General features: G+C 70.7%; 13 protein-coding genes. 4 read left to right on the top strand and 9 right to left on the bottom strand.

Annotation, left to right across the window (positions count from 1 at the left end):
- Positions 1 to 105 precede the first annotated feature (105 nt).
- Positions 106 to 912, bottom strand: coding sequence for an endonuclease (locus tag Atro_RS12495; protein WP_497922707.1), 807 nt, complete (start codon positions 910 to 912; stop codon positions 106 to 108).
- Between the two features lie 208 nt (positions 913 to 1,120).
- On the opposite strand from Atro_RS12495, the gene Atro_RS12490 reads away from it, so the two are divergent.
- On the top strand, positions 1,121 to 1,414 hold the full coding sequence (locus Atro_RS12490; protein WP_497922706.1) for a hypothetical protein: 294 nt from the start codon (positions 1,121 to 1,123) through the stop codon (positions 1,412 to 1,414).
- 97 nt (positions 1,415 to 1,511) lie between these two features.
- Positions 1,512 to 1,703, top strand: coding sequence for a CsbD family protein (locus Atro_RS12485; protein WP_497922704.1), 192 nt, complete (start codon positions 1,512 to 1,514; stop codon positions 1,701 to 1,703).
- 112 nt (positions 1,704 to 1,815) lie between these two features.
- Here Atro_RS12485 and Atro_RS12480 read toward each other — a convergent pair whose 3' ends face one another.
- Both Atro_RS12480 and Atro_RS12475 read right to left on the bottom strand, forming a co-directional pair.
- Positions 1,816 to 2,241, bottom strand: coding sequence for a carboxymuconolactone decarboxylase family protein (locus Atro_RS12480; RefSeq protein ID WP_497922702.1), 426 nt, complete (start codon positions 2,239 to 2,241; stop codon positions 1,816 to 1,818).
- The gene (locus tag Atro_RS12475) at positions 2,189 to 2,677 is read right to left on the bottom strand and encodes a MerR family transcriptional regulator (protein ID WP_497922700.1); all 489 of its coding nucleotides are present in this window, start codon (positions 2,675 to 2,677) and stop codon (positions 2,189 to 2,191) included. The genes Atro_RS12480 and Atro_RS12475 overlap by 53 nt, the downstream gene beginning before the upstream one ends.
- Positions 2,678 to 2,895: 218 nt before the next feature.
- Here Atro_RS12475 and Atro_RS12470 point away from each other — a divergent pair, with 218 nt between their 5' ends.
- Positions 2,896 to 3,195, top strand: coding sequence for a hypothetical protein (locus Atro_RS12470; RefSeq protein WP_497927674.1), 300 nt, complete (start codon positions 2,896 to 2,898; stop codon positions 3,193 to 3,195).
- A gap of 99 nt (positions 3,196 to 3,294) precedes the next feature.
- Here the strand turns inward: Atro_RS12470 and Atro_RS12465 are convergent, their stop codons facing one another.
- Positions 3,295 to 4,119, bottom strand: a complete 825-nt coding sequence (locus Atro_RS12465) for an alpha/beta fold hydrolase (protein ID WP_497922698.1) — start codon at positions 4,117 to 4,119, stop codon at positions 3,295 to 3,297.
- A gap of 207 nt (positions 4,120 to 4,326) precedes the next feature.
- Between Atro_RS12465 and Atro_RS12460 the strand changes: the two genes are divergently transcribed.
- Positions 4,327 to 6,369: an AsmA family protein gene (locus Atro_RS12460; RefSeq protein ID WP_497922696.1), complete on the top strand. Its 2,043-nt coding sequence runs from the start codon at positions 4,327 to 4,329 to the stop codon at positions 6,367 to 6,369.
- Positions 6,370 to 6,379: 10 nt separating this feature from the next.
- Here Atro_RS12460 and Atro_RS12455 read toward each other — a convergent pair whose 3' ends face one another.
- From Atro_RS12455 to Atro_RS12435, 5 genes are read right to left on the bottom strand one after another with little or no spacing between them, the layout of a single operon-like run.
- Positions 6,380 to 7,510 (bottom strand): glutamate-cysteine ligase family protein, encoded by a 1,131-nt coding sequence (locus Atro_RS12455; protein ID WP_497922695.1) that lies wholly within the window; start codon positions 7,508 to 7,510, stop codon positions 6,380 to 6,382.
- A 4-nt stretch (positions 7,511 to 7,514) separates the two neighbouring features.
- Complete coding sequence (locus Atro_RS12450; protein ID WP_497922693.1) at positions 7,515 to 8,099, bottom strand: nitroreductase family protein; 585 nt, start codon at positions 8,097 to 8,099, stop codon at positions 7,515 to 7,517.
- Positions 8,087 to 9,094 carry an ATP-binding cassette domain-containing protein gene (locus Atro_RS12445; protein ID WP_497922691.1) on the bottom strand — a complete coding sequence of 336 codons (1,008 nt, stop codon included), beginning with the start codon at positions 9,092 to 9,094 and terminating at the stop codon, positions 8,087 to 8,089. The genes Atro_RS12450 and Atro_RS12445 overlap by 13 nt, the downstream gene beginning before the upstream one ends.
- Positions 9,091 to 9,795 carry a GTP-binding protein gene (locus tag Atro_RS12440; RefSeq protein WP_497922689.1) on the bottom strand — a complete coding sequence of 235 codons (705 nt, stop codon included), beginning with the start codon at positions 9,793 to 9,795 and terminating at the stop codon, positions 9,091 to 9,093. Before Atro_RS12440 ends, Atro_RS12445 begins: the two co-directional genes overlap by 4 nt.
- Positions 9,786 to 10,844, bottom strand: a complete 1,059-nt coding sequence (locus Atro_RS12435) for an ABC transporter substrate-binding protein (protein WP_497922687.1) — start codon at positions 10,842 to 10,844, stop codon at positions 9,786 to 9,788. The genes Atro_RS12440 and Atro_RS12435 overlap by 10 nt, the downstream gene beginning before the upstream one ends.
- Positions 10,845 to 11,068: the final 224 nt, after the last annotated feature.

Below are 11,068 nucleotides of genomic sequence, written 5' to 3'. Positions count from 1 at the left end.
CCGACTGCGTGGCAGTAAGAGGCTCTCTGTTCGCAGGATAGCTGCCCGCCATCGGCTCTTCCAATGTCCGCCCCTGGCCGGGCGCCGCCCGCGGCGGGCCGGCCTTCAGCGCTTCAGCAGCGCGCCCAGGGTGTCGCCCAGCCCGGCCCGCGCCAGCGCGCCGGCGCCGTCGAGCAGGCTGCTCATGACCCCGCCGAAGCCGCAGCGCCACAGGCTGACCTCGCCGACGTAGGGATTGCCCCAGCCCATCCGGCAGGCGACCTCCTGGTTGCGCTGGCGTTCCTGGGCGCTGACCGGGTACTGGCGGTTCCAAGCCTCGTAGAGCTGGCGGTCCTGGCGCGACAGGCGCAGCTTGTAGCGGTCGTGCATGTAGAGGTAGATGCGCGCCACGGCGCCGCGCACTTCCTCGCGCGGCATGGCCTTGCGCGCCGCGAAGTCGACGACCATTCGGCACTGGCCGTACTGGCCGGGCGCCTTGCCCAGCATGGCGAAGCCGAAGTTGCTGCGGTCGCCGTTGACCTCGCCGATCGCCGGCACCAGGTTGTGCAGGTCGGCTTCGGCCCGGGCGAAGGCCGGGTCGTTGGCCGTGCAGTGCTCGCGCCCGCCCTTCTTCCAGCACTGGCGCTGATGGCCGATGACCCAGGCGGGCACCACGTGCTCCCATTCCAGCCGGCGGGCGCGTTGCGGGTTCTTGCGCGGCTTGTAGCCGCAACTGGCGAGGTCGACGCGATTGTCCCGATAGCGGCACCCGCAGTAGAAGGTGAGCGGCTCGTCGGCATGGATCGCCCGGGCGATCTTCTTCGCCTCGCCGAAGGTGTCGGGCGGCTCGATATCGCTGAACAGCGCGCCGGCGACGGCCAGTACGATGCCGGAAAGCAGCGACACGATCTTCTTTGCAGTCGGATGGCCCATCGACGCGGTTCCTTCTGTCGATCAATGAGGGCGCCGATTCTAATGAGGCCGCCGCGGCCGCATCCATCGGCCAGATCCCAGGCCGCGAGAGACGTGCGCAGTGTCCGCGGCAGGTGCCGAACGGGGTCGCACTTTCGCCAGGGCGGACTGTCACAGCGCTGATGACGTAATAACCTGTTACGAATCGCTATGCCAAGGAGGGTGGCCGATGATCATGGCCCTGGTTCTTGTGGTTTGGTTCGCATGCTGCGCCCTGTTCGTGGCCGGCGTGTGCCTGGGACGCCGGATGCGTTCGCCTTCGCGCCTGGAGGCGGACCTGCAGGCGGCGGACGACGCCGGCCTGTTTCTCGGCTGGGACGGGCTCGCCGCCGGGGAGCGCAAGCGCCGGCTGGCGCTGTATCGGGAGCGGGTGCTGGCGCGCAGCGCCGAGCAGGACCGGGCCTGGCTGAAGCAGTGCCTGGAAGGCAGGGACGAAGCGCCGCGCACTACCCGGGACTGTTAAGCACCCTGCTCCTGTACCGTTCGTCCGGTTCCGCCAAACTATCGCTGCGCCTTGCCGGTCCATTCAGGTGTCACTCATGACATTAAGGAGACGACACATGGGCAGCACTTCCGACAAGATCAAAGGCAATGTCAACGAGGCAGCCGGCAAGATCAAGAAGGGCATCGGCGGCGCCACCGACGATCCGGCCCTGGAAAGCGAAGGTCGCGCTCAGGAATCCCGGGGCAAGGCCCAGCAGGTCAAGGGCGACATAAAAGAGTCGATCAAGCGCGGTATCGACCGGACTTGAACCTTGGGGCGGCGTGCCCGCGACGGCGCGGCGTCATCCCCTGCGCCCGCTGTCGACGCCGCCCACTCATCAATGCCCGCATCCGCGGGCATTGCTTTGTCCGCCCGGGCCATCAGCCCTTTCCGGCGGCGACCGGGTCGATGCCCCGGGCAGTGAACACCTCGCGCGCCGCCGCCACGCCGTTCAGGGCGCTGGGAAAGCCTGCATAGACCGCCATCTGCAGGATGACATCGATGATGGCTTCCGGCTTGCACCCCACGTTCAGCGCACCGCCGATATGCACCTTCAGCTGCGGCTGGGCGTTGCCCATGGCCGTCAGGGCCGCGACCGTGGCCAGTTCGCGGGTGCAGTAATCGAGCCCCGGTCGGGAAAACACATCCCCATAACCGAAGTCGAGAATCCAGTCGGCCAGCTCCGGGGCGATGCCCTGCAGCGAGTCGACGACGTTCCGCCCGGCGCTGCCGGTGATTTCGGCCAGCGCGGCTTCACCGCGGGCACGCCGGTCGTTTTCGGGAAGTGGGCTGGCCTGGCTGATCATGCTCGCTCCTGTCAGAAGGGTCCAAAGAAGGGTACTGGTCGGGGGCAATCGGAGACTCACGGGCGTTCACCTCGTGCTCGAGTTGGCGATAAAGGTCGATCTTTCCGTCGAGGGCCTGCAGGGACCGGCCCAGCTCTTCGAGCCGCTGCGCGACCGCCCGGCGGTGTTCCTCGAGCAACTCCCGACGGGCGGCCAGGGTGGTTTCGCCCTGGCGGCGCAGCTCGGCATAGCGCTGCATCTGCCGGATCGGCATGCCGGTGCTCCTCAGGCGCAGCAGGAACTCCATCCAGAGCACATCCTTCTCGACGAAAACCCGGTGGCCGCTACTGGCCCTGCCCACCGGATCGAGCAGGCCGATCCGCTCGTAGTAGCGAAGCGTGTGCGCGCTCAAGCCGGAACGGGCTGCCAGTTGTGAAATGGTCAGGTACTTGCTCATGGGGGAAGCCTAGAAGTTCGAGTGCGCTTCAAGTCAAGCAGTCTTCCCGGTCGAGGTGGGCCGGCGCTCCCGCGCGCCGTGCGGGCGGAAATAGAACTCCCGTTCCGGTTCGAGGTCGTATGTCGCGTGCCATCGGGCGTTTCGCTTGAGCCGGCCCTCGCCGGCCCCGGCCGCTCGGTTGCCATCTCCGCCTTTTTCGATGGAAGGTTGCCGTGACCATGAAACGCTGTATGACCAGGGTGATGCTCGTTGGCCTGTTCGCTTTCGTTGCGGCGGGTTCCGCCTCCGCCTATGAGCACGATCACCATCGCTATGACCATGACGAGCACCGCGAACGCCACTGGGCCGCGGCACACGAACATGAAGAGGCCCGCCGGGCGGCGATCCGGCACCAGCGGGCCATGGAGCGGCGCAGAGCCGCCGAGCGTCACTGGGCCATCGAACACCACCGGGACGCCCGCTTCCATCACGAAGAGGCGCACCGTCGTCACTATGACGATCACGGCCATCGCCACTAACGCGCGGACCTGAGCCGCGCAGGGTTGCGAAATCGAGCGAGCCCGGTGCCTGCCATGACAATGCCCGCCTGCGCGGGCATTGTCCTTTCAGGGCCTTCTTCAGCCCTCGATGACGAAGCGCAGCAGGTCGTGGTTGAAGCGTTCCACCTCGATCTGCGCCAGGCCGTGCGAGCCGCCCGGATAGACGAGCAGGGTGGCGTTCGGCACCAGCTGTACGGCGCGCCGGGCCGAGGCGTCGATCGGCACGATCTGGTCGTCGTCGCCGTGCACGATCAACGTCGGCACGTCGATCTTCTTGAGGTCCTCGGTGAAGTCGGTCTCGGAGAACTGTTCGATGCAGTCGTAGGCCGGCTTGATCCCGGCGCTCATGCCCTGCAGCCAGAAGGCCTCGCGCAGGCCCTCGGAGACCTGCGCCCCATCGCGGTTGAAGCCGTAGAAGGTGGTCGGCAGGTCCCTGAAGAACTGCGCGCGGTTCTCCTGAACGCCCTGGCGGATGGCGTCGAACACCTCCGGCGGCAGGCCGCCGGGATTTCTCGGGGTCTTCAGCATCAGGGGCGGCACCGCGCCCAGCAGCACCACCTTGGCGACCCGCGCCGTGCCGTGCCGGCCGATGTAGCGGGCCACCTCGCCGCCGCCGGTGGAGTGGCCGACCAGCACGGCATCCTGCACGTCGAGGGCTTCCAGCAGCTCGGCCAGGTCGTCGGCGTACTGGTCCATGGTGTTGCCGTCCCAGGTCTGCGCCGAGCGGCCGTGGCCGCGGCGGTCGTGGGCGATTACCCGGTAGCCGCGCAGGCCGAGAAACAGCATCTGCGCGTCCCAGGCATCGGCGCAGAGCGGCCAGCCGTGGGAGAAGACGATCGGCTGGCCCGATCCCCAGTCCTTGTAGAAGAGGGTGGTGCCGTCTTGAAGCGTCAGGGTCGACATGCGCGGAGTTCCTCGTGTGGGATGCGGCGTCCCGGGCGTGACGCCGGAGGGAGTCTTCGCTTACGACCGTGCAACCGAACGATAGTGCTGGCCGATCGGCAGCCAGGGACCGCTCATCGCTGACGCCGGAGTCATCGGCGCCTTTCGTCAGTCGATAGCAGAACAAGAACGCTGCCGCAGAGCGAGGCAGGGCCGCCGGAGAACGACATGGCGCGAAGCGGAAAGATCCTCATCTGGGTGCTGGGCGGTTTGGCGGCGCTGCTCGTCGCCCTGGTCGTGCTCGTCGCGACCTTCGACTGGAACCGGCTCAAGCCGCGGATCAACGCGCAGGTTTCCGAGGCCCTGAACCGTCCCTTCGCCATCGAGGGCGACCTGGCGGTGCGCTGGCAGCGCCCGGCGCAGGAGTCCGGCTGGCGCGCCTGGGTGCCCTGGCCGCACATCAGCGCCGAGGCGTTGCGCCTGGGCAATCCGGACTGGGCCAGAGGCGAGCGCTTCGTCAGCCTCGAACGGGTCGAGCTGGACCTGGCGCCGCTGGCCCTGCTCGGCAAGACCGTGCGCATCCCGCAGATCCGGCTGACCGGCCCGGACGCCAGCCTCGAACGCCTGGCCGACGGCCGCGCCAACTGGACCTTCGACCAGGGCGACAAGGCCGAGGACAAGGAACCCTCGCCCTGGTCCCTCGACATCGGCACCGTGCAGTTCGACCGGGCGCGCATACGGGTCGACGACCAGGTGCTCAAGGCCGATCTGCAGGCGGACGTCGTACCCCTCGGCGCGCCGATCCCCTTCGAGCAGGTGGTCGGCAAGGCGCAGGCCGCGCACGCCATCCGCGAGGGCGCCCGGCCGCAGGACTACGCCTTCGCCTGGACGGCGCAGGGCCGCTACCGGGGCCAGCCGCTCGCCGGCGAGGGCAAGGTTGGCGGACTCCTGGCCCTCCAGGACGCCGAGCTGCCGTTTCCCGTGCAGGTCGACCTGCGCGCCGGGAAGACCCGCCTGCGCGCCGAGGGCGTGCTGGTCGCGCCGCGCAAGCTCAGCGCCCTGGACCTGCGCCTGCGCCTGTCCGGCGACAGCCTGGCCAACCTGCATCCGTTGATCGGCGTGACCCTGCCGGACACCGACGCCTATTCCACCCGCGGTCGGCTGACCGCCGACCTGCGCGACCCCGAGGGCGCCGAGTACCGCTACCGCGACTTCAGCGGCAAGATCGGCGACAGCGACATCCACGGCGACCTGACCTACGTGGCGCGCAAGCCACGGCCCAAGCTGTCCGGCGCGCTGACCTCCAACCAACTGCTGTTCCGCGACCTCGGCCCACTGATCGGCACCGACACCAAGGCCGAGCGCGAGGAATCCAAACAGCCGCCGAACAAGGCCCTGCCGGTGGAGGCGTTCCGCACCGAGCGCTGGCGCAGCATGGACGCCGACGTGCGTTTCGAGGGCAAGCGCATCGTCCGGCGCAAGGAGTTGCCGATCACCGACCTGTCCACCCACGTGCAGCTCGAGGACGGCAGGCTGCGCCTCGACCCGCTGCGCCTGGGCGTCGCCGGCGGACGCCTGGACACCACGGTGTCCCTCGACGGCCGGCAGACGCCGCTGGACGGCAAGCTCCGGATGAGCATCCGCGGCCTCGAGCTCAAGCGCCTGTTTCCCACCGTCGAGACCATGCGCGACAGCCTCGGCGAGCTGAACGGCGAGGCCAGCCTGCGCGGCACCGGCAACTCGGTGGCGGCCCTGCTCGGCTCGGCCGACGGCGAGCTGAGGCTCTTGGTCAACGACGGCACCATCAGCCGGGCGCTGATGGAGCTCGCCGGGCTGAACGTCGGCAGCTACGTCGTCGAGCGCCTGTTCGGCGACGAGGAGGTGGCGATCAACTGCGCGGCGGCGGACCTCGGCTTCAAGAACGGCCTGGCGACGCCGCGGCTGTTCGTCTTCGACACGGAGAACGCGGTGGTCAACATCGACGGCTCGATCAACTTCAAGAGCGAGGCGCTGGACCTCGACATCGTGCCCAAGTCCAAGGGCGTGCGGATCATCTCGCTGCGCTCGCCGCTCTACGTGCGCGGCACCCTCAAGAACCCCGATCCGGGAGTGCAGGCCGAAGGCCTGATCGCCCGCGGCGCCGGCATGGTGGCGCTCGGCAGCGCCGTCGCCCCGGTGGCCGGCCTGCTCGCGCTGATCGCGCCCAGCGCCGAACAGCCGAACCGTTGCAGGCCCATGCTCGAGCAGATGCGGACCAGCCGGGCCGATTGAGGCCCGCTCCTCAGCAGGCCGCCGCCTGCGCCAGGCGGTCGGCCAGCCCGCCCGCATGGAACAGCCGGCCGCCGGCGCGCAGGGCGTGGGCCGGGGTGGTGCGGCTCGACAGCAGGCGGGCCAGCGGCGCCAGGCCTTCGACGGCGGCGGAATTGCCGGCGCGGTCGAGGGCTTCGGCGGCGGCGTACAGCGCGGCGCGCGCGCCGTTGCGGATCTCGGCATCGTCGAAGGCGTGCAGCGCGGCGCGGCGGTACAGGGCCACGTCCGGGATGTCGCTGCGCCCGCGCAGATTGCCCGCCAGGCAGATGCCGGTCAGCAGGTGGCAGCAGGCGGCGAGCAGCTCCACCGAGGGCATCGCGTCGAAGGCCTTGAACTCGATGCGCCCGGCCTCCCGCGCCAGCCGCGCCGGACGCAGCAGCGGCGAGCGTCCGGCCTGTTCGGCGTATTCCTCGAGGCCGAGGAACAGCTTGACCGCCGGGCGCCGGTCGCAGCGCAGCCAGGTGCGTCGCGACCAGCCGTGCCAGGGCCGCCCGGCGCAGTACGGCGAGCTGAAGCTGAAGGGCACGATGTAGGGCGCGTAGTGGTTGAGCTTGCGCGCCGCGTCGAGGTTGCGCCGGGTGCTCCAGTCGGGCAGCGACAGGTTGAGGTCCGGGCCGTAGGTCAGCATCGACAGCTCCATGCCCTCGTATTCGCGGTCCCCGGCGCGCAGGCGCTGCTCGAAGGCGTTGAGCGGCGGCTGGTAGCCGTACTGGGTGCGCAGCGGGTCGAAGCCGGCGATGGCCAGGCCCAGGCCGTCGCGCCCGAGGCGTGTGGCGAGCTGGCGCTCGATGTCGAGCAGGCAGTCGATCGCGGCCGCGACGCCCGGCCGCGGCGGGGTGCGGATCTCCACGCCCTTGGCGACGAAGCCGCAGAAGCGCCCGTCCGGGTCGAAGCGCTCGTCGCCCTCCAGATACCAGTAGCCGCGGCGGATGCCCAGGTCGCCCTCGGCCAGCGCCGGATCGCCGAGGCCGGGCCGGTCGGCCAGGAGCTCGGCGAGCCGGGCGACGTCCAGGGCATGGATGTCGCGCAGGCGCCCGGCCTGCGGGCCGCGGGTATCGACCAGCAGGTATTCGAATTCGATGCCGTAGTGCACGGCCGGCATCGGCCTAGATCCAGGTGAGGACGTCTTGGGGGGCTGGCACAGCCTCATGGGTTGTCTCCTCGGCGCGTTGCGGCGTTCCCAGATAGAGGAAGCCGACGATCTGCTCGTCTTCGTCCAGCCCCAGCTCGCGGTGGAAGCCGCGGTCGTACATCAGCCAGCCGGAGCGCCACAGGCCGCCGTAGCCCAGGGCGCGGGCGGCCAGCTGCAGGGTCAGCACGGTGCTGGCGGCGCACAGCTGCTGGTCGAACAGCGGCACCACCGTGCTCGGCCGCGGACTGGCCACCACGGTGATCACCAGCGGCGCGCGGTGCGGCATGCGCGGGGTGCGGGCGATTTCCGCCTTGCTCCGCCCGGCGGCCAGGGCGGCGCGCTGCATGGCCTGGCCCAGTCGGTCCAGACCCTCGTCGCGGGCGGCGAGAAAGCGGTACGGGCGCAGGCGCTGGAAGTCCGGCACGCGCAACGCGGCGCGCAGGATCAGCGCCAGCTCCGCATCGTCCGGCCCCGGCGCGCGCACGCTGTGGCAGGAGCGGCGGTTGAGCAGCAGGCCGAGGGCGGAATCCGGCGCGGGAATCGGGATCATTCCGCCCATGCCAGTTCCTCCTCGATGCGCAGGCCGGCGCGCAGCCGTTCGCGGATGCCCATCAGGGCGGCGTCCAGGCGCTCGATGCGCTCCAGGTTACGGCGCTCGGCCGGGCTGGTGTCGAGCACCTCGGCGATGCCGCCGTTGCGGATCACCAGCCGCCGTGCGCCGCGCAGGGCGAGCAGCGGGTCGTGGGTGGAAATCAGCACGATCTTGGCACCGCCGACCAAGAGGTCCAGGGCGCGCTTGCGGTCGACCCCGGCGTTTTCGATCTCGTCGATCAGTACCACCGGCGAGGCCGACAAGAGCGCCGCGTCGGCGATCATCAGGGCGCGCGTCTGGCCGCCGGAGAGCTGGGTGACCGAGGTGTCGGCGGCGAACTTCTCGCCGGTCAGGGCGTTGGCGCAGGCGATCACCGTGCGCGCCATGCCCTCCGGATCGGCGACCATCCGGCAGCGGGCGTGCATCTCGATCAGCTCGCGCACGCCGAGGTCGACGACGAAATTCATGTTCTGCGAGAGCTGCGCGACCAGCTTGCGGTCCGGCGCGTAGCGGCGCTCGGCGGGCGGCTCGGCGCCGTTGACCAGCACCCGGCGGCCGGTCGGCGTGTCGCCCTGGGCCAGGCACTCGATGTCGGCGAGCAGGCGGCTCTTGCCCGAGCCGGTCGGGCCGACGATGCAGACGATCTCGCCGGCGGAAAAGACCAGTTCGAGGTCCTCGGCGCGGCCCTGCTTGTCGTGCCCGCCGAGCAGCGTGAGGCTGTCGACCCGCGCGTCCGGCGCCTCGGCCAGGGCGCGCACCTCGGCGACCAGCCGCTCCAGGTGGTCGAGCAGCTGGTCGCGCTGCATGCCGGCATCGAACAGCGCCTCGTCGGGCAGCCCGGCCAGCCACTGGGTGACGCTGGCGCCGGGCGCGGCCGGGGGCAGGGCGAGGGCGGCGACGAATTCGGCCGCCTGCGGATGGCGCTCCGCCAGCAGGGCGAAGGGCAGCTCGGCGAGGCTCATCGGGACTCCTCCAGGTCGGCGAAGCGCATCTTCTTCACGTTGCCGCGCTGATGGGTCTCGCCGATGGCGGTCTCGCCGACGCAGTAGGGGCAGACCGCCGAGGGCATCGAGAAGCGCAGGCGGCTGCCGTCCAGGTCCGGCGTCGGCGCGGCGGCGCGGATGTGCCGGGCCAGGTCGGCGGCGCCCTGGCCGGTGAGGCCGTTGCAGAACAGCGCCGGCGCGCCGGGGTTGGCCAGGCGCACGTGGAAGGCGAACACCTCGCGCTCGACCTGGGAGACGATGTCGCCCTTGGTGATCGCCACCAGGTCGGCCAGGCGCAGCATCGGGCCGATCTTCTTCGGCGTGTGCACCCCGGCCAGGGCGTCGACCACGCAGATCGCCAGCACGCCGTCGATGTGCGGCGAGCAGCGGTTGCACAGCCCGGCGCTCTCGCCGATCAGCACGTCGAGGCCCTGGCGCCGGCCCCAGGCCTGGCAGTCGGCGATGTTGGAGACGAAGTAGTGGTCCGGGCAGAGGGCGCCGGCCAGGCCGACCGCCACCGGGATGCCGTGCTGGGCGTAGAGGCGCCCGTCGTCGCTGGACAAGGCGTCGAACTTGGCCACGCCGACGGCCAGGCCGTCCTGTTTCAGCAGCTTGGCGACCTGGAGGATGACCGAGGTCTTGCCGACCGACGGCGAGCCGGCCACGGTGATCAGTTGCATAGGCGCAGGCCTCCTTGGGCGCGGCCGGCGGCGAAGAACAGCTCGGCGGCGCGGCGCTGTTCGGCGGCAAAATCATGGGTGTGGAAGAACTCCCAGCCCGGCCATTTCAGCCGCGCCCCCGGCGGAAAGGCCCGGGCGTGCGCGGCGCCGGTCGGCGGGTAGCAGTTGCGGGCGAGCACCGCGCCGAGCTCCGCGCCGTGCAGGTAGTCGATGAGCGGGGCGAGGCGCTCCTCGCCGCCGGGTTTGAGCAGGTAGCCGATCGGCATGACCAGCGCGCCGTCCTCCGGCCAGAGCACCGCGGTGCGCTCGCGGCGCGGGCAGAGTTCGGCCTGCAGCCAGGGCAGCACGGCGATGGCGCCGACGTCCGGGCTGTTCGAGCCGGCCTGGGTCGCGGTGCGCACGTTGTGTTGCAGGTGGCGCACGTTGTCGGCGAAGGCGGCGAGGCCGCTCTGGCCGAACTCCCGGTACAGCGCCAGCAAGAGGTAGGCGTTGTAGTCCTGGTAGGGCACCTGCGGATTCGGCCGCCAGCCGCCGAAGACGATCTCCCCGGCCCATTGCGGATCGAGCAGGTCGCTCCAGATTCGCGGCGGCCGGCGGCCCTTGAGGCGGCGCCGGTCGATCAGCCAGACGAAGGGAATCGTCGCGAACACCCGGAAGGCGCCCAGCGGGTCGGCGAGGCCGGCCGCCGCGCATGCCGGATGCAATTCGGGCAGGGGGCGGGCCGCGGGGCCGGGGGCGTAGCGAGCGAGCAGATCCGGCGCCAGGATGTCCTGGTAGACGGTCGAGACCAGCAGGCCCGGCAGGCGCGCCGGGTCGCGCTCGGTCGCCAGGGTGTCGAACGGGCTGTACCACTCGCCGCCGCCCAGACAGCAGCAGTTCAGGGCCGGGCCTCCGGCCGCGCGCTGCGCCGCCAGGGTCTGGTCGATGCCGGCCTTGAACGCCCGGCGCAGCGGGATCGGCATGCGCCCGAGCAGGTCCAGGGCGCCGAGGGCGCCCGGTGCCGGCAGCGCGTGGCCGGCGTCGGCGGGGGTGTGCTGCGGTGTCGTCACGCTGACCTCCTTGCTCCGGCGGGTCGTCTGGTCCGTGGGTGCCTCGGTCGGTGGAAAATCGCTGCGCGCGTTTTCCACCCTGTGGACAGGCTTTAGCGAGATTCGGGCCAGCCGGCGCGGAGCCGCGCCAGCCGGGGCTGCGGGCTCATGGGCGGGGAAGGGCGCGTGGAGGAAACGTTCGCTGCGGAACGTTTTGCCGCGCCAGACGTACCGGGGCGAACCCT

Source organism: Azotobacter tropicalis, assembly GCF_059739045.1.
The sequence above is the reverse complement of the archived record's forward strand: the minus strand, read 5'-3'. Positions and strand labels throughout refer to the sequence as shown.